This window comes from Streptomyces coacervatus (assembly GCF_029223485.1).
In the GTDB taxonomy this organism is placed as follows: domain Bacteria; phylum Actinomycetota; class Actinomycetes; order Streptomycetales; family Streptomycetaceae; genus Streptomyces; species Streptomyces coacervatus.
In genome coordinates, this window is the sequence record NZ_JARHTP010000004.1 from 51,592 (window position 1) to 76,141 (window position 24,550).

The following is a 24,550-nucleotide window of genomic DNA, read 5'->3' on the forward strand; positions in this document are numbered from 1 at the left end:
CTTCGGGATGGGTACGAAGGGGAGCGTACGGCTTCGTCTGTGCTTCAAGTACCACGCCGTCCGGGCGCCGGGCGTTGCTGCCCGCAGGTGACCGCCCGGCGTGGGAGCCGCCGGGCGGTCGGCGGGCTCGCGCATCCTCGGCGCAGGTGATCGGCGCCCGGCCGGTCGTGGCCCTGTGGGAGGAACCCGGTGCCGACACGTGCGACGAAGCTGAAGCTCCTGATCGGAGCGGCTGCAGTGCCCCTCACCCTGCCCCTGGCCCTGGTCTCACCCGCGTGGAGCAGCCCGAGCCCGCCGCCCGAACCGTCGACGCTGTGCGCACCCGCGGGGATCCTGCGGGGCGCGCACGGACAGCGCGCCTCGATCAGCCTGTGCGCGGGCAGCGGCACTCCGACGATGGCGGTGTCGGCCCCGGCGACCTGCCGTGGCGGGGGGTCGGGCGACGGCGGCGCCTGTCTGACCTCGGGCACCTGGACCGCGCGGAAGGACGGTGTGACGGCCGTCTCCGGGAGGCTTCCCGGTTCCGGCGAGTACCCCGGTCCGGGGACTTACGAGGTGACGGCCGACGTCCATGTGAAGTCGGCGCCCGCCGGCGTGGACCTGCACGGCACCGTCCGCGCCACACTGACCCTGACCGCGCCGAAGCCGCCCGCCACGCACCGCATCGAGGTCGACCGGAGCACGCTGCGGCGCGGCGCGGCGACCACGCTGACGTACCGGATCTTCCGCGACAGCGAGCAGGGGGACGGCAGCGCGCGTTTCGGGCTCATTGGAGAGGAGAGCTCGGGGGTGCGGCTGTCCACGAAGGACGCCCGCTGCGTCAATCCGCTGACCGGCCGCTATCCCGCGACGACCAGGAACGCCTACGCCCTCGACTGCGCCGTCACCGACCTCCAGCCCGGTCACCCGGCCAAGGTCGTCGTCCGCGCCTCGGTCGGGTCCGCCTGCTCGACGGTCGTGTCGAAGCTGGGCTACTGGATGCCACAGGGACAGGCCCTGTACACCGGGGGGATGCTGGCGGGCCCGACGGTGGGCTGCGCCTGAGCGCTCCGCTGGAAGTGCGGTGATGCTGTATCAATATGCGGCTCCGTCGCGGGTGCGGGCCGGTGGGGGCTGGTCGCACCCCGGGGCGGGCCGCTCAGCGTTCCAGCAGGTCCAGCGCCCGCTCCCAGCCGAACTCCGGGCGCGAGCCGTCCTCTTCCGGCTCGCCGGAGTACGGCTCGCCGAACCGGACGCCCATCCCGCGCAGTCGTACGAGGCTGTCCTGATAGGCGGGGTGGGTGGCCAACGCGTCGGCCACACAAGGGAGTACGGCGACCGGGACGCCCAGGCCGTACGCCTCGCACAGGGTGGCCACCGCGAGGGTGTCGGCCAGCCCCGCCGCCCACTTGTTGACGGTGTTGAAGGTGGCGGGTGCGACCACGACGGCGTCGGGCGGCGGGAAGGGGCGCGGATCGCCGGGGGTACGCCAGGCGGAGCGGATGGGGCGGCCGGTCTGCGCCTCGACGGCGGCGGTGTCGAAGAAGCCGTTCATGGCGACCGGCGTGGCGATGACGCCGACCTCCCAGTCCCGCTCCTGCGCGGCGGTGATCAGCTTGCTGACGTCCGCGGCGATCCCGGCGGCGCACACGACGACGTAGAGGAAGGGTTTCTCGGCCTGTTCGGTCACCCGGGAACCCTACTCAAGCGGGAAGGACCGTCCCCGTTCGGCTTCGGGGCGCGGGCCGTGGATGCGGCGCTCCTTCTCCTCGATCGGCATGTCGTTGATGCTCGCCTCGCGCCGGGTCATCAGACCGTGTTCGTCGAACTCCCACAGCTCGTTGCCGTAGGAGCGCCACCACTGGCCGTCGGCGTTGCGGCACTCGTACTGGAAGCGGACGGCGATGCGGTTGCCGTCGAAGGCCCACAGGTCCTTGCGCAGGGCGTAGTCGTGCTCGCGTGCCCACTTGGCGGTCAGGAAGTCCACGATCTCGGCGCGGCCGGTGACGAAGATGCCGCGGTTGCGCCAGACCGAGTCCTCGGAGTAGGCGAGCGCCACCTTGTGCGGGTCCCGGGTGTTCCAGGCGTCCTCGGCGGCCTGGACCTTCTGCGCGGCGGTCTCGCGGGTGAACGGGGGCAGGGGCGGGCGGTCGGCCATGGTTCCTCCTCGGCAGGCGGACGGACAGACGTGGAGAACGAGCGTTCTCCGCAGGGCTGCTACCGTAGGAGAACGCTCGTTCTCGCGTCAAGCGGGGCTCGTCGAGGAGAGGTCGTACGCCGCATGCCCGTCATGGACACCGCAGTCGCCAGGGAGCAGGCGCTGGACGCCGCCGAGGAGCTGTTCTACGGGCGGGGCATCCAGTCCGTCGGCATGGACGACATCCGCGGCGCCTCGGGGGTCTCGCTCAAGCGGCTCTATCAGCTCTTCCCGGCGAAGGAGCAGCTGGTGGAGGCGTATCTGGAGCGCCGCGACGTGCGCTGGCGCGGCCGGCTCGCCGAGTTCGTGGAACGGCAGGAGGGACCCGAGGAGCGGATCCTGGCGGTCTTCGACTGGCTGCAGGCGTGGTTCGGCGAGGACGGGTTCCGTGGGTGCGCGTGGATAAATTCCTACGGCGAGCTGGGCGCCACGTCGGCCCGGGTGGCGGACCGAGTGCGGGCGCACAAGCGGGCGTTCCGGGAGTATCTGGCCGGGCTCGTGGCGGACGCGGGGCTGCCCGGCGCCCTGGCCGGGCAGCTGTTCCTGCTGGCCGAGGGCGCCATGGTCACCGCCGGAATCACCCAGAGCACGGAGCCCGCCGGGGAGGCGCGCGAGGCGGCATGGCTGCTGCTGCGGGCCTGCTGAGCCTCAGCCCTCGGACACGGTGATGGCGCTCACCGGGCAGGCCCGGGCCGCCTCCCGCACCATCGGGTCGCCGGCGCCGTCCTCCCGGCCCGGCAGCAGCGCGCTGAATCCGTCGTCGTCCTGGGTGAACACGCCCGGGGCGGCCAGGGCGCACTGGCCCGCGCCGATACAGACGTCCTTGTCGATCTCGATGTGCATGTCGGTGTGCATGGCCTGAGCCTCTTACCAGGTCACGGGGAGTTCCAGCATCCCCTGGATCGTGTCGCCGGGCTTGAAGGGGATCTCGTCCGCCGGGGCGGCGAGACGGAGCGTCGGCAGCCGGTCGAAGAGGGTGTGCAGGGCGATCTCCAGCTCGGCGCGGGCCAGATTCTGGCCGAGGCACTGGTGGATACCGAAGCCGAACGCGACGTGATGGCGGGCGGACCGATGCAAGTCGAGGGTGTCGGGGGCCGGGTAGACGTCCTCGTCGCGGTTGATGACCGAGGTCGCGAAGACCACGCCGTCGCCCGCCCGGATCGTCGTGCCGCCCGCCTCGATGTCCTCGGTGGCCCTGCGCAGCAGCCCGTCCGCGATCGACAGCATGCGCATCAACTCCTCGACGGCGCCGGGCAGGAGTTCCGCGTTGCCGCGCAGCTCGGCCAGTTGCTCCGGGTGCTGGAGGAGGGTGAAGGTGCCCAGGGAGATCATGTTGGCGGTGGTCTCGTGACCGGCGACCAGCAGGATGGTCGCGAACGAGATGACCTCCTGGCGGTCCAGCTGCCCCTCGCGCAGCTGCTGGTGGACGAGTTCGTCCAGCACACCGTCGCCGGGCTCCGGCTGCTTCAGCTTGGTGTCGATCAACTCCTCGAAGTACGCGTCCAGTTGGTTGCGCGCGTCCTGCACGTCCTCGACCTTCGGGCCGCGCAGCAGCCGGCGCGACTGCCCCTCGAAGAACTCGTGGTCGGCATACGGGACGCCGAGCAGTGCGCAGATCACCATCGACGGCACGGGCAGTGCGAAGGCGCTCACCAGCTCGCCGGGCGGCCCCTGCGCGATCATCGCGTCGAGCCGTTCGTCCACGATCCGCTGGATCCGGGGGCGCAGTTCGACGGCGCGCCGGAGGGTGAAGCTGGGGACCATCATCCGCCGCTGTGTGCGGTGTTTCGGATCGTCGACGCCGAGCAGCGCGACCCTCCGGTCCTTCACCGCGGCGAACCGCTCGGTGGGGGCCGGGAAGTCGGGATGGTTGCGGTCGGTCGACAGGCGCTGGTCGGCGAGCAGCTCGCGGGCGAGGGCGTGCCCGGTGACGAGCCAGGCCGGACGGCCGTCGTAGAGCGTGATCCGGGTCAGCGGGCGGTTTGCGCGCAGCGGATCGTAGGCGGTTGGCGGGTGGTAGGGACAGGTCCGGTCCTGGGGGAACGCGACAGGTTCGGTTTCCGTCATGGAAGACCTCGCAGACGAAGAGTGCGTCGTGCAGATCTTCATTAGATGCCCGGGGCACCTATGGGGCACCGTGAAGTTCGGCCAGATCGGGGGCGCGGGCAATCTGGCCGGGGATGCTCGCTCGTGCATCTGAATTCGGCCGGGCGGGCAGTCGGCCGCCGCAGGACCCCTGCGCCGGGCTGATCCGGCAGACATGCCCGGCAGCCGCCGAGTGGCGTGATCACGACGTCGGCCGTGCGGGCGGTGGCCCGATTGGAGCCACCGCCCGAGTGGTCGGTCTGCCGGATCCCGCCACGCCCGCGGCATGATCGTGAACGGGGCCGAGGGGCGGTGCGGTATGGATGATTCCTGCGCGCACCGGTGTTGAAGCACGGTGCCAGTCAGCCGTAGGACTCGACGATGGGACGGATGCCATGCCTCTTGAGGGCGAGTACGAACCGAGCCCGACGCAGTGGGTGCGCGAGCAGGTGGAGCTGTACGAGAGCTCCGGCGGTACGAAGGGAACGACGCTGCGGGACACCGGCCTGCCCGTCATCCTGCTCACGACGCGCGGCGTGAAGAGCGGCAAGATCCGCAAGACGCCGCTGATGCGCGTCGAGCACGAGGGGCAGTACGCCCTCGTCGCCTCGCAGGGCGGCGCGCCCAAGCACCCGGTCTGGTACCACAACCTCAAGGGAGATCCCCGTGTGGAGCTCCAGGACGGGCCGGCGAAGCAGGACATGACGGCCCGCGAGGTCACCGGCGCCGAGAAGGCCGCTTGGTGGGAGCGTGCCGTGGCTGCGTATCCGCCGTACGCCGACTACCAGAAGAGGACGGACCGGCAGATCCCGGTGTTCGTGCTGGAACCTGCCGGCGCGGGGCAGTGAGCAGGAGCCGGGGGGACCGGCTCTGAACCGGGCTGGAAAAAATCTTCGATTGAGGACGCATGAACCGGATTCCGCCGGGCACCCGTGCGTAAGGCCCCGCCGCGCTCCCCCGTCGCGGCGGGGCTTTCTCGTGCCTCCCAAGCCGATCGCGAGCCGCGACGGGGCACCCGGCCTCTACCGGAAGCCCGGCTTCGGTGACACCGTCGAGCTCGCCATCACCGCCACGAGGATGCTGCGCCCGGGCGGCCCTGACCGACGGAGGAGACAGCCGTGGCGAAGACGAAGAAGAGGAAACTGAAGCTGCCCCTCGCCTACAAGCCCCTGGGGTTCGCCATGAGCTGGGCCAGCGGGGCCATTGCCGGGTTCGCCTTCCGCAAGACATGGATGGCGTTGCGGCACGAGGAGGACGCGCCCGACGCCCTGGACCAGGAGCGCGGCTGGGGAGAGATCCTGCTCGCCGCGGCGGTGCAGGGCGCCCTGTTCGCCGTGGTGCGCAGTGCGGTGGACCGCACGGGTGCGAAGGCCATCGAGCGGTCGACCGGTGTCTGGCCGGCCAGCGACAAGGGTGACCGGGACTAGACGCTCCTCGGGCTGTGCGGCGATGTCCGTCGTTCGTCTGCGGCGCCATCGTGGCTGGTCGCGCCCCGCGGCGGAGCCGCTTGTCGACACAGCCCCGCGCCCCTTCAGGGCGCTGCCGAACCGCCGCGGACTTCGCAGAAGGAGTGGCCTGCCGGGTCTGCGTAGCCGCGTTCCTCGAAGGGGCCGGGGCGGTCAGGCCTCTCGCCGCTCCCGGATTTCGGCCAGCCGTGCCGCCGCCGCGCTGAGCAGCAGGTCCAGCGCGGCCGGATAGGAGCTGTGCGGCATGTCGGCCACGAGGTGGCGGGCCGTGGCGGCGATGTGCGGGTGGGTGTCGGCGGGCAGCCGGGCGTAGGTCGCCCGCCATACGGCCGTCTCCGCCTCCCGGGCGGCCTTCGGCAGCGCGACGCTCGCCGAGTCGAGGGCACCGAAGGCAAGGGCCTGGTCGACGTAGGCGTGATAGATCCGCACCGCCTCGGCGCCGGGGAAGCCGGCGTCCCGCAGCACCCCGAGGATGGTCTCGACGGCCTGGATCTCGTACACCCGCCCGGTCACCCGGTACGAGCTCAGGACGGCCGCCCGGGGATGGGCCAGAGCACCCGCATGCATGCGCAGGCCGAGATCGCGCAGGTCGGCGCGCCAGTCGCCGGTGGGGCACCAGGTGCGCAGCGTACGGCCGATGAGCTCGTCGGTGACGGCGAGCATCAGATCGTCGGTGTGCCGGAAGTAGCGGTACAGCGAGCTCGGGTCGGCACCGAGGGCGCGGCCGAGGCGGCGGACGGACAGCGCCTCTGCGCCGTGTTCCTCGATCAGCCGCAGCGCCGTGGCGACGATCAGCTCCTCGGAGAGGACGACGCCCTGCTTGGTGGGGCGTCTGCGCTGCCGGGCGGCGGGCGGGACGACGCGCTCGCTCATGGACTGCCTCCCTCGGGCCGGTGGTCCTCATGTGCTGCCCGGCAGCTTATGACAACACTGTTGACCTGATAAGTCCCCGGGCAGTTTCATGTGCGGTCACCGGGCCGATCAGGCCCCCCGGTGCGAGCGGAGACCCAGCCATGTCCGACCTCCCCTTCGGTGCAGACCCACCTGCGCGGCCCGCGCTGCGCAAGTCCCTCGGCGTCCTGGACGGCATCGCCATCGCCGCGTCCAGCACGGCCGCGACCACCAGCATCGGCATCGGCCTCGGCGTGACGGCCGGGGTCGTCGGGCTGCATCTCCCGGCGATCATGCTGCTGGCGTTCCTGCCGATCCTCGGCATCGCGGGCGCCTTCTCCCGGCTGAACCGGGTGGAGCCGAACGCGGGCAACGGCTATGTCTGGGTGGGCCGTTCGCTCAGCCCGTGGCTCGGTTTCATGGTCGGCTGGGTGAACATCGTGGCGACCCTGGCGTTCCTCGCGTACACGACCGCGGTCACCGGATCGGCGCTGATCCAGCTCGCCGGGGAGGCCGGGCTGCACCGGGTGGCCGGGCTCTCCCTGGACCCGGGTTCGACGGCGCAGACGACCGTGGTCGGCATCGTCGTCCTGATCGCGGTCACGCTCACCGCCGTCACCGGCGTCCGGACCGCGGCGCGGCTGCAGACCGGGCTGTTGGTCTTCGAGTACGTCGTCCTGCTCGGGTTCTGCGGATACGGCATCGTCCACGGCCCGCACGCCTTCAGCCTGAGCTGGTTCGACCCGTTCGCGATCCCGTCGGCGTCGGCGCTCGCCCAGGGGATGCTGCTGTCGGTGTTCTGCTATTGGGGCTTCGAGGCCGCGTTCAGCGTCAACGAGGAGGTGCGCGACCCGCGGGACGCCTCCCGTGCCGGGATCATCACGTTGCTCACCATGCTGGCGCTCTTCCTGATCGGCTCGGTCGCCTTCCAACGGGTCCTGTCCGAGCCGGAGTTGGCCGGGCACGGCGCCCAGGGACTGGCTTACTTCGGCGACCGGCTGGCGTCCCAGCCATTGGCCGCACTCCCCCTCGTGGCGCTGATGTTCTCGGCGGTCGCCTCGCTGCAGGCCGGGGTCATTCCGACGGCCCGGGCGATGTTCGCGATGAGCCGGGACCGTACCCTCGGGCCGGTGTGGTCCAAGGTCAGCTCCCGGTACGGGACTCCGGCCGCCGGGACGCTGCTGATCGGCGCGCTCGCGACGGTGATCGCGGCACTGGCCCTGGTCATTCCGCGGCTCGCGGACATGATCATGGCGACGGTGAGCGCCGTGGGCATCGTGGTCGCCCTGTCCTACGCCCTCACGGCCCTCGCTGCGGCCGTACGCTTCCGCTCGCTGCTGCGCGAGGACTGGCGGCAGGGCGTCCGGGCGGTGGTGCTGCCCGCACTGAGCTCCGTGGCGCTGCTCGGCCTCGGCGGATATCTCGGGTGGTCGTTCTACTCCTCCACCGACCATTTCGAACTCAGCGCGAACAACGGCTGGTTCCTGCTGTCGACTCCTCTGGTGATGATCGCGTCGGGCTTCGTGGCCGCAGCGTGGGCCAGGTGGGTGCGCAGGTCGCCGTACTTCCGCACGGGCGACGGCACCGACGCCGACGCCCCGCACCTGCTCCCGGCAGCTCACCGGGAAACTGCTCACTAGGTAAGGGAACATGCACGCAGATCTCCTCTTCACCGGCGGCCCGGTCCTCACCCCCGAGGGCCGCACCGCCACCGCCGTGGCCGTCACCGGCGACCGCATCACCGCCGTAGGGCACGACGAGGTCCGCGATCTCGCCGGGCCGCGGACCGAAGTGGTCGACCTGGCCGGGCGGTTGCTGCTGCCGGGCTTCCAGGACGCGCACGTGCATCCGGTCCCGGCGGGGCTGGAGCTGAGCCAGTGCGACCTGACCGGGACACGGACCGCGGACGAGACGGTCGCCGCCGTCCGCTCGTACGCCGAAGCACATCCCGAGCGGGAGTGGATCCTCGGCGGCGGCTGGTCCATGGAGGCCTTCGAGGGCGGCACACCGACAAAGGAGCTCCTGGACGCGGTCGTGCCCGACCGGCCGGTCTATCTGCCCAACCGTGACCACCACGGCGCCTGGGTCAACAGCCGTGCCCTGGAGCTGGCGGGCATCGGCCGGGACACACCGGACCCGGCCGACGGGCGGATCGAGCGGGACGCGGCGGGCGAGCCGACCGGCACCCTGCAGGAGGGCGCGATGCAGCTGGTCGGGCGCCTGGCGCCGCCGGCCACCGCGGCCGACCGGGTGGCGGCGCTGCTGCACGCGCAGCGCCATCTGCACGCGCTCGGCATCACGGCCTGGCAGGACGCGCTGGTCGGGGACTTCCTCGGCATGGACGACCCGTCGCAGGCGTACCTGACGGCGGCCCGCGACGGCTCGCTCACCGCGCGGGTGGTCGGGGCCCTGTGGTGGGACCGGGAGCGCGGGGCCGAGCAGATTCCCGAACTCGTCGAGAGGCGGGCCGCGTTGAGCCATGGCCGGTTCCGCGCCGCCACCGTGAAGCTGATGCTGGACGGGGTCGCAGAGAACGGCACTGCCGCGCTGCTCGATCCGTATCTGGACAAGTGCGGCTGCGCCACCGCCAATCGCGGCAAGAGTTTCATCGACCGTGGCCAACTCCCCAAGTATGTGACCGAGTTGGACGCGCTCGGCTTCCAGTGCCACTTCCACGCACTGGGCGACCGGGCCGTACGCGACGCCCTGGACGCAGTCGAGGCCGCGCGGGCGGCGAACGGGCCGCGCGACACCCGGCCGCATCTGGCGCACCTTCAGGTCGTGCACCCCGACGACGTTGCGCGCTTCGCCCGGCTCGACGCCACCGCGAACATCCAGCCGTTGTGGGCCGCGCACGAACCGCAGATGGACGAGCTGACCATTCCTTTCCTGGGCTCCGAACGGGCCTCCTGGCAGTACCCGTTCGGTGCGCTGCTGCGCTCCGGGGCCAGGCTCGCGGCGGGCAGCGACTGGCCGGTCAGCAGCCCCGATCCGCTCCAGGGGATCCATGTCGCGGTCAACCGCGTGACGCCCGACGGCGCCGGCGCCCCGGTGTTCCTGCCCGCCGAACGCATCGGCCTCGCCGAGGCGTTGGCCGCGTACACCTCGGGATCGGCCCATGTGAACCACCTCGACGACACCGGCCGGATCCAGGCGGGCGCGCTCGCCGATCTGGTGGTCCTGGACCGCGACCCGTTCGACGGGCCGACCGAGGCGATCGCGGAGACGGGTGTGGCGCTGACCTATGTGGGAGGCGAGGGAGTGTACACAGCTCAAGAGGCATAAGCAGTAACGGACATCACGGTGAGGTCACGCGTAGATCATTTACGCTGTGGGCAGCCTCGTATCGCTTCTCGGTTCAACTTTCGGCCGTAGAAGCTGAGTTCGAAGGCACGGGTGGCCATTTCGGCCACCCGTTCGCAGGGCGGGGGGGCTCTGTATCGCCGGTCTCCCGGAAGGAAGCGCATGCCTCAGGACCTCACGTTCGAGCTCCCCTTCGACACCCCCGCCGACAGACATCCGGAGTCCGGTGGTCGCGCTGCGCCCGACGGGCCGCCAGTGCTTCCTGATCAACACCGCTGAGGCGGCGGTGCAGGTGCTCGTCCCGCAACAGGAGTGCTTCGACAAGGCCGGGCCGTTCACGGAAGGCCGCCGATGTCGAGGATGAATCTGCCGTAGACGTGCGGCCCGCCGCGTTCGAAAACCGAGCGGGCACCGGGCAGTTCGCCCTCGAAGGGCAGGTGGGCGACCCGCTCCACCCCTTCGCCCGTCAACGCAGCAGTCGTGCCTCTCGCTGTCGTTCGCAGCAGGAGCCGGAGCCGGTCGCGTGAGTCCGGCTGCTCGGCGAGGCCGTTGCCGAAGGCACAGAAGATCCCCGGACACGACCGACCCACAGCCACGGTCGGTCGATTCCGTTGTCATGACCACAGCTTGAAGGGAGCGGTGTGAAATCTCGAACCGTAGGTGGTATTCCGGCGGCGTCCGCCAACAGCCTGATCCCGGCGCAGCCGAGCGCCCAACTCCAGCCCACGGAGGCGGGGATCACCCTGGCCCGCCTCTTGGTGGAACGAATACATGGGAGCACGGAGCAGTACCGAAGGTCCCAGAACGCCGCTCAGCAGCGGCTGGACGCACTCGGATCCCCCCGCTCCGGCACCACGCTGCGTGTGGAGGGAGCCCTCCACCTGGCGCAGCCCGCGTTCCTCCCTCCCGACGAGGAGGGCTACGCCAGGTTGAGGCACCTCGACACCAGCCTGCGCATGATCGAAGCGGCCTTTCCCCAAGTCAGCACCGATATCGAGGTCTGCCGACTGACCTGCACGATGCTGGAAGGGGCCTGGCGGAGCCGGGCACTCACCCCGCCGCGCGAGGAGGAGCAGGCGACCGTCTGCGCCTGCCCTCTGTGCCGTCGGCTGCCCACGCCCCCCGCACGCACGCTGGGTGACTACGGTTGGCGGCAGAGCGCCGGTCGTCCCCTCACCGTCAAGACCTGGCCCCACCGCCGGGAACTCGACAGCGTCCTGACCGGTGGATGGTCCTGGACCCGGCAGATGAACGACCTCGAACGAGACCTCGGTCACCGCCACCGATTCGAGGACGACATCCTCGTCTTCCACGAATACAAACGCGTGATCGAGACCATCGATACGACGCGCCTCACCCAACACGTCGAAGGCCGCCTGGCCGAGAATTTCAGCACCAACAGCGCACGGGCCCTGGTCAGCGGACTCTTCTCAGCCCATAAGCGATCCGTCGACGAGTACTGGCTCCAACAGCACCACGCGGGCAACGTCACGCTCCCCCAGAGCAACCCACTCAGCCAGAGCACCTACTCGATCCTGCAGATGCTGGACTGTCTGTTCTGGCACGTCGCACCCGACACCGAACTCTGGCAGGAGGAGAACCTCGCCTCCCTGCTGCTGTGCCGCGCCATCGACGACATGGCCGACGTACGAGCCGACGCCCTCACCGGCGAGATCAGCAACTTCTGGCTCGCCGAGATGCCCACCCACACCAAGGCCCTCTACGCCGCCTGCGCCATAGCCATCGTCAAATACGGCTGCATGCCCGAGGCGCACACCCCGATGTGGAACACCTGGCTGATGACCACCACCATCGTCTGGATGGGGCTCACGGGCCGCCACGCCCTGTGGTTCGACGGCATCACCCAGGGCCTCCCCCCGGCCGAGGACTGCCCGCTCTGCGACCTGCAGCCCAACCCGTGCACCGGCATCCTCACCCACGGCACCACCCTCAGCATCGCCCCGCGGCGCACCGCACCGGCACTGAGCACCCGGACCGCCGAGCTGTCCGCACGCTGCCGAGACCAGTACCCCCGGACGTGGCCCCTCTTCGACTCCGAACTCCATGCCTTCGAAGCACTGCACGGCCCCTGGTACGGCAACATCGACAACGCTTGGGAGATCCTGCGACGCACCTACATCGCCGCCGTGGAGGCATCCGGCGCGGCACCGTCCCCGGACCGCGCTCGTGAAGTCCAACAAGACGCGGGCGTAGTCGGATCCGAAAGGTTTCACACCCTGCACGACCCTCAAACCGGCAGGGAAGACACCGCGCTGCTCGCCTACATGTTCGCCGGCGCCCACCCGCATTTCCTCTGGAACGCCACGGGATACCGTCCCACGGGCGTCGAAGGCGACTGGCTCGACGGCTGACGCCTCAATCCTGTTCGCGCTCACCGGCTGTGAGCACGGCGCTGCCCGGCCGGAAACCGGCCGGGCAGCGGTGCAATGGCGTGGCCTAGACGGCGAACTCGACCGGCAGACTGTCCAGCCGGGACTCCCACGTGGAGGCGGTCGAGCCGAGTTCCTCCGGCGGTACGGCCAGGCGCAGGCCCGTCAGCCGGTGCAGCAGGACGTCCACGCCGACCTCGATGATGGACTGGCCGATGCTCTGCCCGGGGCACTCGTGCGGACCGGAGCTGAAGGCCAGGTGCGCCTGGTTGCCCTGGACCGCCACGCCCTCGTCGGGCCGGATCTCCGGGTCGACGTTGCCTGCGGCGAGGCCGAGGAGGAGCAGGTCGCCCTCCTCCAGGTCGTGCCCGCCGAGCTCCAGCTCGCTGGTGGCGAACCGCGCCGGCAGGACAGCCAGCGGCGGGGTGTTCCACATGACCTCCTCCACCACGGCGGACACGGTCAGCCGACCGCTGATCAGCCCGGACAGCCGCGCCGTGTCGGTCAGGAGCAGCTGCAGCACCCGGCCCAGCAGGTTGCTGGTCGTGGTGTGGGCGGCGATCAGCACCAGGCGCAGATGGCTGACGACCTCGTCCTCGGACAGCGCCGCCGGGTGCTCCAGCAGGGCGGTGGTGAAGTCCGCGCCGGGTTCGGACCGCTTGCGCTGCGCGAGTTCGCCCAGGATCTGCATGATGCGGTCGTTGTGTACGAGGGCGTCCTCGCCGCCCTTGAAGATCTGGGCGCACGACTCGACCAGGCGTAGCCCGTCCCCCTTGGGCAAGCCCAGGATCCGGGTGAGCACGAGCATCGGCAGATGCTCGGCGTAGTCGGCCACCAGGTCGGCGCGCCCGGCGTCGGCGAACGCGTCGATCTGTTTGTTCGCGAAGTACGTGGCGTGCCGCCGGATGCCGCGGCTCGAGGCGGCCAGCAGTCCGTCGGTGACCGCGCCGCGCAGCCTGCGGTGCGGCTCTCCGTCCTGGGAGACGCAGTCGGGCCGCCAGCCCACCATCGGCACCAGCGGATGGGACTCCGCTATCCGGCCCTCCCGCCAGTCCCGCCAGATGCGGGCGTCCCGGCTGAACTGACGAGGGTTGTCCAGCACCCGCCGGTTGTCGCGGTAGCCGAGCACCAGCCAGGCGGGAACGTCACCCTCCAGCAGCACCGGTGCGACGGAGCCGTGCTCCTTGCGCAGTCGCTCGTAGATGGCCTGCGGATCGGTGGCCGCGTCCGGGCCGTACAGCCGCGTGAGTTCAGCCCCGCCGTGTGCGACGGGGCACCCGCGCGGCGCGTCGGGACCGTTTAAGGGCTGGGCGTTCATCGGGACTCCAGTGCGGCGGCAGAGCGGTCCTTCAGGTGGTGGATCAGCGCGACGAGCACATCACGGCTGGAGGCCCGGTCGCGGGCGTCGCAGGCCACGACCGGGATGTCCTCGGGGATGTCCAGGGCGTCCCTGATCTCCTCGACCGGATAGTTCTTGGAGTCGGGGAAGACGTTCAGGGCGACGACGAACGGGACGTTCTGCCGCTCCATCTCCTCTATCGCCCGGAAGCTGGAGGCCAGACGCCGGGTGTCGACGAGGACGACCGCGCCGAGCGCCCCCTTGAACAGGCCGTTCCACAGGAACCAGAACCGTTCCTGCCCGGGCGTGCCGAACAGGTACAGCATCAGGCTGTCATTGAGGCCGATCTTGCCGAAGTCCAGGCTGACGGTGGTCTCCGTCTTGTCGGCGACGCCGATGAGGTGGTCGACGTCGGCACTGGCCTGGGTGAGCGTCTCCTCGGTGGTCAGCGGCTTGATGTCACTGACCGAGCGGACCATGGTGGTCTTCCCGGTGCCGAAGCCGCCGGCGATCATCACCTTCACCGAGCGGGGACCGCCCCCGCCGGGCCGGCCTGGATGGTCAAAGCCGTTCAAGTCCACTGAGTACCTCCTCAAGGAGCGCGAGGTCGGGCCCGCGACCGGCGCCGTGCGCCGGGATGGGGTCACGGGCTTCGACGCGGCCTGCCTCGAGCAGATCCGCCAGCAGCACCGCGAGAATGTTGAAGGGCAGTCCGAGGTGGGCGCCGAGTTCGGCCACCGACAGCGGATCGCGGCAGCGCCGGAGGATGTCCTCGTGCTCGTGCTGCATGCCTGGCGCCGGGGCGGCCAGAGAGACGATGAGGGTAGCCACGTCGAGACTCGACGCCGAACCGCCCGGTCCGCTGCGCCCCCCGGTGAGGACGTAGTAGCGCTCGAGACCGGACGGGTCCGTGGGCCGGCGAGGAGCACTCATCCAGAGTGCTCCTCCAGCCGCGGAGTGGTGCCGAGGAGCTCACCCATCCTGCGGGCCAGATCCCTCATCTGGTGTCCGAGCAGCCCCTGGTCGAGGCCCTCACGGGCGAGGACGCCGAGATACGTCTCCACACCGGCCCGTACGACGAAGAGATGGCCGCCGTCGACCTCGATCATCGCCAGCCGCAGCTGCCCCGCGTACTTGGGGAACTGCTCGGCGACCGGCTGGGCCAGCGCCTGCAGTCCGGCCACCACGGCAGCGAACCGGTCCACGTCGTCGGGGTCTTCGGCACCAAAGGAGGTGATGGCCTTGCCGTCACTGGAGGCCACGAGGGCGAAGCGGATCTCGGGGATGGATTCCACGAGATCGCGGAGCGCCCAGCTCACGTCGGTTCCCTGTTGCGTCATGGGACTAGTCGCTCTCTTCAGTGTGGTGCTCGGTGGACTCGCGGCCGGCAGGCCCTGGATCCTCCGTGGTGGACTCCTCGCCGAACTCGCGGCCGGCGGTGGCGAAGGCTGCCAGGCCGGTGAACGAGGCGTCCGGCGGCACGGCGGAGACGGTCGTCTCCTCCGTCCTCTCCGGGCGCTCGGCCGGCTGGTGCCGCACCGCAGGCTCCGCCTCGTTCCGCTTGCTGCGGCGCCGGGGCAGTCCGCCGGGCGTGGTGTCCACGGCCTCGCCGGGCTCGGCCACCGATTCGGCGGCGGCCGCCGTGCGCACCGGGGCGGCCGCTGCAGGCTGGACCACCGGAGTCGCGGCGGTGACCGGAGCGGCGGCGGGCAGCGGGCTGAAGTACTTGTGCGGAACCACGATCACCACCGAGGTACCGAGCCACGGCGAGTCCGCGAAGGTGACGCGGATGCCGTAGCGACGGGCGAGGGCGCCGACGACGCGCAGTCCGATGTTGGCGTCCTCGGAGATGCCGCCGATGCCCGGTCCGGCCGCGGTGCCGGTCAGGGCCTCCTCGGCCTCGCGCTTCTTCTCCTCGCTCAGGCCCTTGCCGGAGTCCTGGATCTCGATGCCGACGCCGTTGGGCACCTCCTTGCCGGAGACGAGCACCGGCTCGCTGGGGGGCGAGTAGCGGGCCGCGTTGTCGAGCAGCTGCGCGAAGATCAGCGTGAGGTGGTCCACCAGACCGCCGTCGACGCCGAGTTCGGGCAGCTGGCGGACCTCGATGCGGTGGAAGTCCTTGATCCGGCCGATGCCGCCGCGTACCACGCTGAGCAGCCGCTGCGGCTCCTGCCACTGCCGGCCCGGACGGTCCGAGCCGCCGAGCACACCGATGCTCGCGGCGAGCGAGTCGGCGGGGCCGAGCTCCTGGTCGAGCTCCATCAGACCGCGGGCGACGGCCGGCAGCCGGCCGTGCTCACCCTGCATCTCGTGCAGGCGGCCACGGAGCTTGCCGGTCAGCACGTGGATGCGGTTGCCGATGCTGATGACGGCCTGTTCGGCGGAGGTCGAGCGGTTGAACTCCTCCTCCACACCGATCAGCGCGGTGCGCAGCACCTTGCGCAGGTCGGCCTGCAGGTCGGCGCCGACCTTGGCGCACTGATTGGTCTCGGGCAACAGGTCGTCGATGGCATCACCGGCGCGCAGCTGCTTCAGCGCGTCGGGCAGCTGCTCGTTCGCCAGCCGGGCGACCGCGCCCTGCTGGTGGGCGAGCTGCTCCTGCCAGACCTCGGCCTGGTCGGCGAGCTGGGCCTCGTACGACTTCACCTGGGCGGTGAGACGCTCCTCGAAGGCGCGTGCCTGCTCGCCCAGTTGGGCCTCGTACGTCGAACCCTGCTCGGCGAGCTGCGCCTCGTACGTGCCGGACTGCTCGGTGAGCTGTGCCTCCAGGGAGGCGCGCTCCGCGGTGAACTTCCGCTCCAGGCCCGCGACATGCTGCTGCCACTGCTGCGAGTGCTCGGCCTGCGTGGTGCGGAAGGAGCCCTCGGAGCGGCTCAGCTGGGTGCGGGTGCGGATCAGCAGCCGTACACAGACGGCGCTTGCGGCGGTGGCCGCGACACCCGCGACTCCGGCGGTTATTCGCTCGGAGCTCATGAACGTGGCGGCAACCGTCCCGCCTCCTAAAGCCAGCGGCATCAGCCACCAGCTGTACCAGGCGACAGGGGCCCGCGCCGCCGGCGGCGGAGTGGCGAGTTCCATCTGCATCCTTAACAAGCAACACGTTCGAACAGGGGGGTGTGCAAGGGGGGAGCGCACTGATGCATGACGCACCACAAGATGACCGATCTCGACCGAGTCAACTCGCAGCGCCGAAGGGGAGCTTATCGGGTTTGAACCCGAAAGGATCAACCTCGAACATCCGGCGGAGGTGAGGGTTCCGTCACTCTCAGCCAACGGCCCACACATCGACAAATGTCTTTACGGACCTGGATCTTGTCAGCGGAGGACAATCGACTCGCCCACACCTGTACGCCGTTGATAAGCCCTGACGGATTACTGACGGGTATCGTCACGCCGTGCCGAAGAGAGCCGCTGTGCCGGTCGATGAGCCGGGCGGTCCGTTCAACGCGCTGCCGTCGGACCTGCACCACCACCTCAGACCGTTCTTCGCCGACATCACCGAGGAGGTCGTACGGGCGATCAGGACCGAGATCCCGGAGTACGCGCGCCCCGCCGACGACACGTACATGCAGGGTGTGCACCGGGGCGTGGACCATGCGCTGCAGGGGTTTCTGGAGCGGATGGCGAAGCCGGACACGGACTGGGAGCCGGTGAAGGCGACGTATCAGCGCATCGGCCGCGGGGAGGCGGAGGAGGGGCGCAGCCTCGACTCGTTCCAGTCCGCGCTGCGGCTGGGCGCACGGGTGACGTGGCGGCGGGTTAATGCGCTCGTCGACGCGGATCTGCTGCCGCGCAATGTGCTGGCGGCCTTCGGCGAGGCGCTGTTCCTGCACCTGGACGAGATGGCGGCCGCGACGACGGCCGGCTATACGGAGGCACGGCTGCACGCGGCCGGTGAGCTGCAGCAGCGGCGTTCACGCCTGATCGACCTGCTCACCGCCGATCCGCCGGCCTCGGCGGAGGCCATCGCGGAACTCGCGCACAGCGCACGCTGGCCGGTGCCGCGCGCGCTCGCGGTGGTCGCGATCGACCACTGCCCGCAGGCGGGCGCGCAGCCGATCGTGGCGCCCGAGTTCCTGGCCCGCTTCGCCGTCCAGCCGGCGGTGCTGGTCGTGCCGGACCCGGAGGGTCCCGGCAGGGCACGGGCGGTGGCCGGGGCGCTGCACGGGCTGCGCGCCGCGATGGGCCCGACCGTGGCCCTGCAGGAGGGTGCCCGGTCGCTGCGCTGGGCGTCCGAGGCGCTGGACCTGGTGCGGCGGGGTGTCCTCGCGGACACCGAAATGGTGCGCTGCCAGGACCACTTGGCCACGCTGCTGCTCCTGCGGGACGACGCGCTGATCGACGCCATGGCCGAGCACCGACTGCGCCCGCTGGAGCAGGTGCGCCCTCCGCAGCGCGAACGCCTCGCGGAGACCCTGCTCAGCTGGCTGCAGTGCGGCCGCAACGCCGGCGAGGTGGCCGTACGGCTGGCCGTGCACCCCCAGACGGTGCGCTACCGCATGCGCCAGCTGGACGAGCTGTTCGGCCATCGACTGCACGATCCTGCGGCCCAGTTGGAGATGCAGCTGGCCCTTCGCGCGCTGGAGCTGCGCCGGGGCGCTACAGGGGCTGCCGCAGAGTGACCGTCATGGCTGCGAAGCCGCTCCGCTCGTAGAACCGGATCGCGTCGGTGTTCGCTGCGTAGGCGGTCACCTCGGCGTGCTCGGCTCCCTGCCGCCGGGCCCAGTCCAGGAACTCCTCCACCAGGCGGTCTCCGGCACGCGCCCGGCGGTGCTCGGGGCGGACGTAGATGCTGACCAGGGTCGCGGAGGTGGCCGTCCGCTTCGCCGTGGGCCCGGCGAGGGATCCCATCAGGTGTCCGACGACCTGCCCGCCGTGCTCCACCGCGAGGACGAGTCTCGTCGGGTCCTCCAGTGCCGCGGCGAACGACTGCGCGCCGTGCTCGCGCGGCCAGTCGACGTTCACGCTGCTGTCCCGCGTGCCCCCGTCCTCGGCGAACAGCCCGGCACTGGAGGCCACGAGACCCGGTATGTCCTCGGCACGGGCGCGTCGCACGATCACCTGTCGGTCAGTCATGTCCGCAGGCTATCGGCGGGCACTGACAGTGAAACTTCTTGGACATCTGTCCCGCTATAGTGGACACCTGTCCAAGAAGTCGAAACAAGAATGACGGAGTCCCGCAATGGAGACGGTCGCGAATGTGCTGGTCGGTCTGGTGGCCGCCCTGCACGCGTACATCCTGGTGATGGAGATGTTCCTGTGGCAGAAGAAGCCCGGGCGGGCGCTGCACGGGTTCGATCGGGAGATGGCGCGGGCGACCGCGCCGATGGCCGCCAACCAGGGGCTCTACAACGGCTTCCTGGCGGCCGGTCTGGTCTGGGGCCTGATCGCGGCGGATCCGACGGGCTTTCGCGCGCAGGTGTTCTTCCTGTGCTGCGTCGTGGTCGCGGGTGTCTACGGCGCCGTCACGGCCAACCGCCGCATCCTGTTCGCGCAGGCACTGCCCGGCGCGCTCGCCCTGGCCGCCGTCCTCATCGCGCAGTGACCCGCCCCGTTCCGCGGGACCCGCGAGCCGCGCGCACCCGTGCGCGGCTGCGGGAGGCGCTTCTCGCGGAGTGCGCGCAGCGGCCGCTGGCGGAGGTGGGGGTGGCGGCGCTGGTGCGGCGGGCCGGGGTCGGTCGGGCCACGTTCTACGTCCACTACGCCGACCTGGAGGCACTCGCGGTCGACGCCTGCGCGGACGTCGTCAGGGAAGCCGTGGAGGCGCTGCACTCCTGGACGGGACGGCCCGATCCGGTGCACGCGCCGCCCGCGCTCGGCGAGTTCTTCGCCTCCCTCGCCCCGCATGCGGGGCTGTATCGCGAGTTGCTGGCCCCGGGCGGCGGCGGTCCCCTCGGCCGGGTGCTGCACCAGGACCTGCGGGCCTACAGCCTGCGCGAGCGGGAACGCGCGGGCGCGGCGGATGCGCCGTTGGTCGCGTCGGCCGTGGCCGCCACGTTCGCCGGCGTACTGGCCGACTGGCTGCACGGTCTTCTGGAGGCGGACACAGCTCAAATCGCCGACGAGGTATGGCAGTTGCTGGTCGCCCTGCACGCGAGCCGGTGAGGGTTCGCTCCGCTGGGGAACGGTCATGAGCCTGCGGGCCGGTGGGGGCTGGTCGCGCAGTTCCCCGCGCCCCTTTGGGGCGCTCAGCGGGCGGTCGTCTGGAATGTGCGCCGGTACGCCTGCGGCGACACCCCGATCGCCGCGTGCAGATGCTGGCGCAGTGAGGCGCCCGTCGCGAAGCCGACCTGGCCGGCGATCTGGTCGACGGGCAGGTCACTGGACTCCAGCAGGTGCCGGGCCCGGGCGATGCGCTGCTGGACGATCCAGCGGCCCGGGCTGAGGCCGACCTCCTCGTTGAAGCGGCGGGCGAAGGTGCGCAGGCTCATCCGGGCGTGGGCGGCGAGGTCGGACAGGGTGAGCGGTTCGTCGAGGCGTTCGAGGGCCCAGGCGCGGGTCGACGCCGTGCTCGCGGCGCCCTGCTCCGGGATCGGCTGTTCGATGTACTGCGCCTGGCCGCCGTCGCGGAACGGCGGGACCACGCAGCAGCGGGCGACGAAATTGGCCAGCTCACTCCCATGGTCCTTGCGCACCATGTGCAGACAGGCGTCGACGCCGGAGGCGGCTCCGGCCGACGTGAGGATGCGCCCGTCATCGACGAAGAGGACGTCCGGGTCGAGTTCGATGTGCGGGTACAGCTGCCGGAATCTGTCCGCGAGATTCCAGTGCGTGGTGGCCCTGCGCCCGTCGAGGAGTCCCGCCGCGGCGAGCACGAACGCCGCGGTGCAGATGGAGACGATGCGGGCGTCCGGGCGGATCCGGGCGAGCGCGGCGGCGACCTCGGGGGGCAGTTCGGTGGGGATGTGCGCGGGGGTCATGGAGGCGACCACCACCGTGTCGGCCGTGGCCAGGATCTCGGGGCCGTGCTCGACGCCGACGGTGAAGTCGGCGCTGGTGCGCACCGGTCGCCCGTCGACACTGCAGGTCAGCACCTCGTAGCGGCCGTCGGCGCCGCCGAGGATCCGACTGGGGATGCCCAGCTCGAAGGGGTACACACCCTCCAGGGCCAGCACCACGACCCGCTCCGTCTGCCGTTCGCCACTCATGGCACGATCTTATCGAACATTGGCAATCATGCCATTTCCCGGGGCGGCGGCCTTGGGCAGGCTGGTCCACCATGAGCACTGTGAACACGATGCGAGCCATCAGCCAGGACGACCTCGGCGGCCCCGAGGTCCTGAAGGAAGTACAGGTGCCGCGCCCCGAGCCGCGCACCAACGAGGTGCTGGTCCGCGTCCGCGCCGCCGGCGTCAACCCGACCGACTGGAAGCACCGCGCGACCGGCGGCTTCCTGGGCAAGCCGCCTTTCGTCCTGGGCTGGGACGTCTCCGGCGTCGTCGAGGCGGTCGGCATCGGCGTGGCCCGCTTCAAGCCCGGCGACGAGGTCTTCGGCATGCTGTCGTACCCGTTCGGCCACGGCTCGCACGCCGAGTACGTCAGCGCCCCGGCGCGCTGGTTCGCGCACAAGCCGGCCTCGATCGACCACACCGAGGCGGGCGCGCTGCCGCTGGTCTCCCTGACCGCCTGGCAGGCACTGGTCGAGTACGCCGACCTGCAGCCCGGCCAGCGGGTGCTGATCCACGCGGCAGCCGGCGGGGTCGGACATGTGGCCGTGCAGATCGCCAAGGCGCGCGGCGCGTATGTGATCGGCACGGCGAGCGCGGGCAAGCACGACTTCCTGCGCGGGATCGGGGTCGACGAGGCGATCGACTACCGGGAGACGGAGTTCACCGAGGCCGTGAAGGACGTCGACGTCGTCCTGGACACGATCGGCGGCGAGACCTCGACGCGCTCGCTGCGCGTGCTGCGCCCGGGCGGAATCGTCGTCTCGATCCTGCCGATCGGCTCGGACGAGTTCCACGAGGAGGCAGAGCGGCTGGGTGTCCGGTCGCTGCGGATGCTGGTCGACGCCTCCCACTCGGGGATGGAAGCGATCGCGGCGCTGGTGGAGGCGGGGAAGCTGAGCGCCACGATCGCCGGCACCTTCCCGCTGGCCGATGCCGCCGAGGCGCACGCGCTCGGCGACACCGGCCGGACCACGGGGAAGCTGGTCCTGACGGTCGACTGACTGAACTGACCGAACCGTCAGACCGACTGCGGACTGTCAGAACGTGAGCACGGGCTTGATCGCCTTGCCCGCGCCCATGTCCCGCACCGCCTGGTCGATGTCCGCGAACGGATAGGTGCTGATCAGGCGGTGCAGCGGAAGCCGTCCTTCCTTGACCAGCTGGACGAGCGCCGGGATGAAGGTCTGTGTCTCGGCGTCGCCGAGGGTGAGACCTACGACCTGCTTGCCGCCCAGCAATCCGTTGACATCCAGGGCGACTTCGGAGCCGAACGGCGGGGCGCCGACGACGACCAGGGTGCCGCGGGCGGCGAGCGCGTCGACACCCTGGCGCAGCACGGCGACGCTGCCGGTCGTCTCGACGACGCCGTCGGCTCCCTGGCCTCCGGTGATCTCGGCGAGTGCCTCGGCAAGGTCGGCCTCGCCGACGTTGACGGTGTGGGTGGCGCCCAACTCCTTTGCCAGCGACAGGCGTTCGCCCACCTTGTCGACCGCCACGATCCTGGTGGCGGGAGTGAGGGCGGCGGCCATCACGGCGGACAGACCGACGGCGCCGGCGCCGAGGACGACGATCGTGCTGCCCGTCACCGGCTTCAGAACGTTCCAGACGGCGCCCACTCCGGTCTGCACCCCGCAGCCCAGCGGCGCGACGGATTCCAGCGGTACGTCCGCGTCGACCTTGACGAGGCTGCGCTCGTCGACCAACGCCCGCTCGGCGAACGAGGACTGGCCGAAGAAGTGGCCGCCGAGCGGGGTGCCGTCCCGGCTGATGGTGCCGGTGCCGTCGGCGCGGCGGCCACCGATCAGGTTCAGCGGCAGCCACGTGGCGCAGTACGCGGGGTGGCCGCCATGGCAGTTGCGGCACTCACCGCAGGAGGTGAAGGACAGCACGACATGGTCGCCGGGCGCGATGCCGGTGACGGCCGTGCCGACGGCCTCGACGACGCCGGCGCCCTCATGGCCGAGCACACCGGGCAGGGGGAAGGGCAGGCCGCCGCTCGCGACGCCGAGGTCGGTGTGGCACAGGCCGGTGGCCACCATGCGGACGACCGCCTCGTGGGGCCCCGGCTCGTCGAGCTCGACGTCGGCGAGGGCGAAGGGCGCTCCGCCGGACTCGACGACCGCGGCGCGGGTGGTGATGGACATCGTACGAACTCCCTTGGATCTAAGGCGCGTTCAGGCGTGTTCGGCCGGGCTCAGTCGAGCGAGACGACTACGGACTTGACCTTGGTGTAGGCGGCGAGGGCCTCGGGGCCGTACTCGCGGCCGAAACCGGAGTCCTTGACGCCGCCGAAGGGCACCGCGGGGTCGAGCATGGCCCAGTCGTTGATCCAGACGATGCCCGCCTGGAGGCGGTCGGCGATGCGGTGCGCGCGGGCGAGGTTCTGGGTCTGGATGCCCGAAGCCAGGCCGTACGGCGTGGAGTTGGCGAGTTCGACGGCCTCGTCCTCGGTGTCGAAGGGCTGCACGGTGAGGACCGGGCCGAAGATCTCCTCCTGGACGACCCGGGAGTCGTTCGACAGGTCGGCGATGACGGTGGGCTTGTAGTAGTAGCCGCCGTCGAGGTCGAGCCGCTCGCCGCCGCAGACGATGCGTCCGCCCTCCTTGCGGGCGATGTCGACGTACTCCTCGACCTTCTTCAGGTGCTTCTCCCCCGCCATCGGGCCGACGACGGTCTCGGGGTTGCGCGGGTCGCCGACCGGTACGCCGGGGACGGCCTCGGAGAGGATGCCGAGCAGGGTGGCGTAGACCGGGCGGGCCACCAGCAGGCGCGGGCCGCCCATGCAGAACTGGCCGGTGTTGAAGACGAACGCCTTGATGATCGCGCCGACGGCCTTCTCCAGGTGGGCGTCCTCGAAGACGATGTGGGCCGCGTTGCCGCCGAGCTCCATGGTGACCGGCTTGAGGGCTTCGCCTGCGGCGGCCGCCACGTGGCGGCCGATGGCGGTGGAGCCGGTGAAGGCGACCTTGTCGACGCCGCGGTGGCGCAGCAGCGCCTCGCCGGCGACCGGGCCGCTGCCGGTGACCACGTTGACGACACCGTCCGGCACGCCCGCCTGCTTCAGCAGTCCCGCCATGTACAGCGCGCTGAGCGGGGTCTCGTCGGCGGGCTTGTGCACCACGGTGTTGCCGGCTGCGAGCGCCGGGCCGATCTTCGAACCGGCCAGGATCAGGGGGAAGTTGAAGGGGGTGATCGCGGCGACCACACCGATCGGCTCGCGCTTGGTGTAGGCGAGGGCGTTCATGGGGGTGTCGCGGACGGATCCGTCCAGGGAGTACGCGAGGGCGGCGAAGTGCTCGTAGTCGTTGGCCGCGTTCGTCACGTCGACGGCGTGGCACAGCGAGATGGGCTTGCCGACGTCCAGGCTCTCCAGGCGGGCGAGTTCATCGGCGTTCTCGCGGATCAGCTCGGCGACGCGGTGCAGGATCCGGCCGCGCTCGCGGCCGCTCAGCCCGGACCACGCGCCGCCGTCGAAGGCGTCCCGGGCGGCCCGCACGGCCGCGTCCACATCGGCGGCGCCCGCCTCGGCGACAGTGGTGACGACCGCGCCCCGGGACGGGTCGACCACCTCGGTGCGCGCTCCGTCGGCGGCCTCGCGCCACTGGCCCCCGACAAACAGCCGTCCGGGTTCGATCTCGAAGGCGGTCATCACCACTCCTCAGCCTCATCGCCAAGATTTCAACAAACAGGATTCCTGTTGGTTCGCAGTCTCATTACAGACAGGTTTCCTG

Annotated in this window: 26 protein-coding genes; 11 read left to right on the forward strand and 15 right to left on the reverse strand. The window is 70.8% G+C overall.

Annotation, left to right across the window (positions count from 1 at the left end; translation table 11 throughout):
* Nucleotides 1–189 precede the first annotated feature (189 nt).
* Nucleotides 190–1,044, forward strand: a complete 855-nt coding sequence (locus tag P2Q00_RS11070; protein WP_275771941.1) for a hypothetical protein — start codon at nucleotides 190–192, stop codon at nucleotides 1,042–1,044.
* Nucleotides 1,045–1,138: 94 nt separating this feature from the next.
* Here the strand turns inward: P2Q00_RS11070 and P2Q00_RS11075 are convergent, their stop codons facing one another.
* Nucleotides 1,139–1,669, reverse strand: coding sequence for a flavoprotein (locus tag P2Q00_RS11075; RefSeq protein ID WP_275771942.1), 531 nt, complete (start codon nucleotides 1,667–1,669; stop codon nucleotides 1,139–1,141).
* 9 nt (nucleotides 1,670–1,678) lie between these two features.
* Complete coding sequence (locus P2Q00_RS11080) at nucleotides 1,679–2,137, reverse strand: nuclear transport factor 2 family protein (protein WP_275771943.1); 459 nt, start codon at nucleotides 2,135–2,137, stop codon at nucleotides 1,679–1,681.
* A 132-nt stretch (nucleotides 2,138–2,269) separates the two neighbouring features.
* On the opposite strand from P2Q00_RS11080, the gene P2Q00_RS11085 reads away from it, so the two are divergent.
* Nucleotides 2,270–2,821 carry a TetR/AcrR family transcriptional regulator gene (locus P2Q00_RS11085; RefSeq protein ID WP_275772700.1) on the forward strand — a complete coding sequence of 184 codons (552 nt, stop codon included), beginning with the start codon at nucleotides 2,270–2,272 and terminating at the stop codon, nucleotides 2,819–2,821.
* 3 nt (nucleotides 2,822–2,824) lie between these two features.
* Here P2Q00_RS11085 and P2Q00_RS11090 read toward each other — a convergent pair whose 3' ends face one another.
* Nucleotides 2,825–3,019: a ferredoxin gene (locus P2Q00_RS11090; RefSeq protein ID WP_275772701.1), complete on the reverse strand. Its 195-nt coding sequence runs from the start codon at nucleotides 3,017–3,019 to the stop codon at nucleotides 2,825–2,827.
* 24 nt (nucleotides 3,020–3,043) lie between these two features.
* Nucleotides 3,044–4,243 (reverse strand): cytochrome P450, encoded by a 1,200-nt coding sequence (locus tag P2Q00_RS11095; protein ID WP_275771946.1) that lies wholly within the window; start codon nucleotides 4,241–4,243, stop codon nucleotides 3,044–3,046.
* A 413-nt stretch (nucleotides 4,244–4,656) separates the two neighbouring features.
* Here P2Q00_RS11095 and P2Q00_RS11100 point away from each other — a divergent pair, with 413 nt between their 5' ends.
* Entirely contained in the window at nucleotides 4,657–5,109 is a 453-nt protein-coding gene (locus P2Q00_RS11100) for a nitroreductase family deazaflavin-dependent oxidoreductase (protein ID WP_275771948.1), read from the forward strand.
* Nucleotides 5,110–5,379: 270 nt separating this feature from the next.
* Nucleotides 5,380–5,688: a DUF4235 domain-containing protein gene (locus tag P2Q00_RS11105; RefSeq protein WP_275771950.1), complete on the forward strand. Its 309-nt coding sequence runs from the start codon at nucleotides 5,380–5,382 to the stop codon at nucleotides 5,686–5,688.
* A 192-nt stretch (nucleotides 5,689–5,880) separates the two neighbouring features.
* Here the strand turns inward: P2Q00_RS11105 and P2Q00_RS11110 are convergent, their stop codons facing one another.
* Complete coding sequence (locus P2Q00_RS11110; protein ID WP_275771952.1) at nucleotides 5,881–6,600, reverse strand: TetR/AcrR family transcriptional regulator; 720 nt, start codon at nucleotides 6,598–6,600, stop codon at nucleotides 5,881–5,883.
* A gap of 140 nt (nucleotides 6,601–6,740) precedes the next feature.
* Here P2Q00_RS11110 and P2Q00_RS11115 point away from each other — a divergent pair, with 140 nt between their 5' ends.
* Both P2Q00_RS11115 and P2Q00_RS11120 read left to right on the forward strand, forming a co-directional pair.
* Entirely contained in the window at nucleotides 6,741–8,258 is a 1,518-nt protein-coding gene (locus P2Q00_RS11115; RefSeq protein ID WP_275771954.1) for an APC family permease, read from the forward strand.
* 10 nt (nucleotides 8,259–8,268) lie between these two features.
* Nucleotides 8,269–9,903, forward strand: coding sequence for an amidohydrolase (locus P2Q00_RS11120; RefSeq protein ID WP_275771956.1), 1,635 nt, complete (start codon nucleotides 8,269–8,271; stop codon nucleotides 9,901–9,903).
* A 353-nt stretch (nucleotides 9,904–10,256) separates the two neighbouring features.
* Here the strand turns inward: P2Q00_RS11120 and P2Q00_RS11125 are convergent, their stop codons facing one another.
* The gene (locus P2Q00_RS11125; protein WP_275771958.1) at nucleotides 10,257–10,391 is read right to left on the reverse strand and encodes a hypothetical protein; all 135 of its coding nucleotides are present in this window, start codon (nucleotides 10,389–10,391) and stop codon (nucleotides 10,257–10,259) included.
* A 171-nt stretch (nucleotides 10,392–10,562) separates the two neighbouring features.
* Here P2Q00_RS11125 and P2Q00_RS11130 point away from each other — a divergent pair, with 171 nt between their 5' ends.
* A complete protein-coding gene (locus P2Q00_RS11130) occupies nucleotides 10,563–12,293 on the forward strand; it encodes a hypothetical protein (protein WP_275771960.1) in 1,731 nt (576 codons plus the stop codon).
* Between the two features lie 85 nt (nucleotides 12,294–12,378).
* Here P2Q00_RS11130 and P2Q00_RS11135 read toward each other — a convergent pair whose 3' ends face one another.
* The 5 genes from P2Q00_RS11135 to P2Q00_RS11155 are packed head-to-tail and all read right to left on the reverse strand — an operon-like array spanning nucleotide 12,379 to nucleotide 16,728.
* Complete coding sequence (locus P2Q00_RS11135; protein WP_275771962.1) at nucleotides 12,379–13,629, reverse strand: cytochrome P450 family protein; 1,251 nt, start codon at nucleotides 13,627–13,629, stop codon at nucleotides 12,379–12,381.
* The gene (locus P2Q00_RS11140; RefSeq protein WP_275771964.1) at nucleotides 13,626–14,231 is read right to left on the reverse strand and encodes a GTP-binding protein; all 606 of its coding nucleotides are present in this window, start codon (nucleotides 14,229–14,231) and stop codon (nucleotides 13,626–13,628) included. Before P2Q00_RS11140 ends, P2Q00_RS11135 begins: the two co-directional genes overlap by 4 nt.
* Nucleotides 14,212–14,583 (reverse strand): DUF742 domain-containing protein, encoded by a 372-nt coding sequence (locus P2Q00_RS11145; protein WP_266951094.1) that lies wholly within the window; start codon nucleotides 14,581–14,583, stop codon nucleotides 14,212–14,214. Before P2Q00_RS11145 ends, P2Q00_RS11140 begins: the two co-directional genes overlap by 20 nt.
* The gene (locus P2Q00_RS11150) at nucleotides 14,580–14,990 is read right to left on the reverse strand and encodes a roadblock/LC7 domain-containing protein (RefSeq protein WP_030043913.1); all 411 of its coding nucleotides are present in this window, start codon (nucleotides 14,988–14,990) and stop codon (nucleotides 14,580–14,582) included. Before P2Q00_RS11150 ends, P2Q00_RS11145 begins: the two co-directional genes overlap by 4 nt.
* Before the next feature lie 4 nt (nucleotides 14,991–14,994).
* Nucleotides 14,995–16,728 (reverse strand): ATP-binding protein, encoded by a 1,734-nt coding sequence (locus P2Q00_RS11155; RefSeq protein ID WP_275771973.1) that lies wholly within the window; start codon nucleotides 16,726–16,728, stop codon nucleotides 14,995–14,997.
* 317 nt (nucleotides 16,729–17,045) lie between these two features.
* Here P2Q00_RS11155 and P2Q00_RS11160 point away from each other — a divergent pair, with 317 nt between their 5' ends.
* Nucleotides 17,046–18,272, forward strand: coding sequence for a PucR family transcriptional regulator (locus P2Q00_RS11160; protein ID WP_275771975.1), 1,227 nt, complete (start codon nucleotides 17,046–17,048; stop codon nucleotides 18,270–18,272).
* Here the strand turns inward: P2Q00_RS11160 and P2Q00_RS11165 are convergent.
* Nucleotides 18,250–18,726 carry a GNAT family N-acetyltransferase gene (locus P2Q00_RS11165; protein ID WP_275771977.1) on the reverse strand — a complete coding sequence of 159 codons (477 nt, stop codon included), beginning with the start codon at nucleotides 18,724–18,726 and terminating at the stop codon, nucleotides 18,250–18,252. The genes P2Q00_RS11160 and P2Q00_RS11165 overlap by 23 nt on opposite strands.
* Before the next feature lie 106 nt (nucleotides 18,727–18,832).
* Here P2Q00_RS11165 and P2Q00_RS11170 point away from each other — a divergent pair, with 106 nt between their 5' ends.
* Together P2Q00_RS11170 and P2Q00_RS11175 are read left to right on the forward strand one after the other, a co-directional pair.
* Nucleotides 18,833–19,195 carry a DUF1304 domain-containing protein gene (locus P2Q00_RS11170; RefSeq protein WP_275771979.1) on the forward strand — a complete coding sequence of 121 codons (363 nt, stop codon included), beginning with the start codon at nucleotides 18,833–18,835 and terminating at the stop codon, nucleotides 19,193–19,195.
* The gene (locus P2Q00_RS11175; protein ID WP_275771981.1) at nucleotides 19,192–19,755 is read left to right on the forward strand and encodes a TetR/AcrR family transcriptional regulator; all 564 of its coding nucleotides are present in this window, start codon (nucleotides 19,192–19,194) and stop codon (nucleotides 19,753–19,755) included. The genes P2Q00_RS11170 and P2Q00_RS11175 overlap by 4 nt, the downstream gene beginning before the upstream one ends.
* 83 nt (nucleotides 19,756–19,838) lie before the next feature.
* On the opposite strand, the gene P2Q00_RS11180 is transcribed toward P2Q00_RS11175, so the two are convergent.
* Nucleotides 19,839–20,798, reverse strand: a complete 960-nt coding sequence (locus P2Q00_RS11180; RefSeq protein WP_275771983.1) for a GlxA family transcriptional regulator — start codon at nucleotides 20,796–20,798, stop codon at nucleotides 19,839–19,841.
* A 71-nt stretch (nucleotides 20,799–20,869) separates the two neighbouring features.
* Between P2Q00_RS11180 and P2Q00_RS11185 the strand changes: the two genes are divergently transcribed.
* Entirely contained in the window at nucleotides 20,870–21,820 is a 951-nt protein-coding gene (locus P2Q00_RS11185) for an NADP-dependent oxidoreductase (RefSeq protein ID WP_275771984.1), read from the forward strand.
* 36 nt (nucleotides 21,821–21,856) lie between these two features.
* Here the strand turns inward: P2Q00_RS11185 and P2Q00_RS11190 are convergent, their stop codons facing one another.
* The gene (locus tag P2Q00_RS11190) at nucleotides 21,857–22,963 is read right to left on the reverse strand and encodes an NAD(P)-dependent alcohol dehydrogenase (RefSeq protein ID WP_275771985.1); all 1,107 of its coding nucleotides are present in this window, start codon (nucleotides 22,961–22,963) and stop codon (nucleotides 21,857–21,859) included.
* Between the two features lie 50 nt (nucleotides 22,964–23,013).
* Nucleotides 23,014–24,468, reverse strand: a complete 1,455-nt coding sequence (locus P2Q00_RS11195) for an aldehyde dehydrogenase family protein (protein WP_275771987.1) — start codon at nucleotides 24,466–24,468, stop codon at nucleotides 23,014–23,016.
* Nucleotides 24,469–24,550 lie beyond the last annotated feature (82 nt).

Coding starts and splice junctions, on each gene's coding strand:
- P2Q00_RS11080 (WP_275771943.1), bottom strand. CDS start 2,137: ATGGCCGACCGCCCGCCCCTGCCCCCGTTCACCCGCGAGACCGCCGCG.
- P2Q00_RS11085 (WP_275772700.1), top strand. CDS start 2,270: ATGGACACCGCAGTCGCCAGGGAGCAGGCGCTGGACGCCGCCGAGGAG.
- P2Q00_RS11090 (WP_275772701.1), bottom strand. CDS start 3,019: ATGCACATCGAGATCGACAAGGACGTCTGTATCGGCGCGGGCCAGTGC.
- P2Q00_RS11095 (WP_275771946.1), bottom strand. CDS start 4,243: ATGACGGAAACCGAACCTGTCGCGTTCCCCCAGGACCGGACCTGTCCC.
- P2Q00_RS11100 (WP_275771948.1), top strand. CDS start 4,657: ATGCCTCTTGAGGGCGAGTACGAACCGAGCCCGACGCAGTGGGTGCGC.
- P2Q00_RS11110 (WP_275771952.1), bottom strand. CDS start 6,600: ATGAGCGAGCGCGTCGTCCCGCCCGCCGCCCGGCAGCGCAGACGCCCC.
- P2Q00_RS11115 (WP_275771954.1), top strand. CDS start 6,741: ATGTCCGACCTCCCCTTCGGTGCAGACCCACCTGCGCGGCCCGCGCTG.
- P2Q00_RS11120 (WP_275771956.1), top strand. CDS start 8,269: ATGCACGCAGATCTCCTCTTCACCGGCGGCCCGGTCCTCACCCCCGAG.
- P2Q00_RS11135 (WP_275771962.1), bottom strand. CDS start 13,629: ATGAACGCCCAGCCCTTAAACGGTCCCGACGCGCCGCGCGGGTGCCCC.
- P2Q00_RS11145 (WP_266951094.1), bottom strand. CDS start 14,583: ATGAGTGCTCCTCGCCGGCCCACGGACCCGTCCGGTCTCGAGCGCTAC.
- P2Q00_RS11150 (WP_030043913.1), bottom strand. CDS start 14,990: ATGACGCAACAGGGAACCGACGTGAGCTGGGCGCTCCGCGATCTCGTG.
- P2Q00_RS11155 (WP_275771973.1), bottom strand. CDS start 16,728: ATGGAACTCGCCACTCCGCCGCCGGCGGCGCGGGCCCCTGTCGCCTGG.
- P2Q00_RS11165 (WP_275771977.1), bottom strand. CDS start 18,726: ATGACTGACCGACAGGTGATCGTGCGACGCGCCCGTGCCGAGGACATA.
- P2Q00_RS11170 (WP_275771979.1), top strand. CDS start 18,833: ATGGAGACGGTCGCGAATGTGCTGGTCGGTCTGGTGGCCGCCCTGCAC.
- P2Q00_RS11180 (WP_275771983.1), bottom strand. CDS start 20,798: ATGAGTGGCGAACGGCAGACGGAGCGGGTCGTGGTGCTGGCCCTGGAG.
- P2Q00_RS11185 (WP_275771984.1), top strand. CDS start 20,870: ATGAGCACTGTGAACACGATGCGAGCCATCAGCCAGGACGACCTCGGC.
- P2Q00_RS11190 (WP_275771985.1), bottom strand. CDS start 22,963: ATGTCCATCACCACCCGCGCCGCGGTCGTCGAGTCCGGCGGAGCGCCC.
- P2Q00_RS11195 (WP_275771987.1), bottom strand. CDS start 24,468: ATGACCGCCTTCGAGATCGAACCCGGACGGCTGTTTGTCGGGGGCCAG.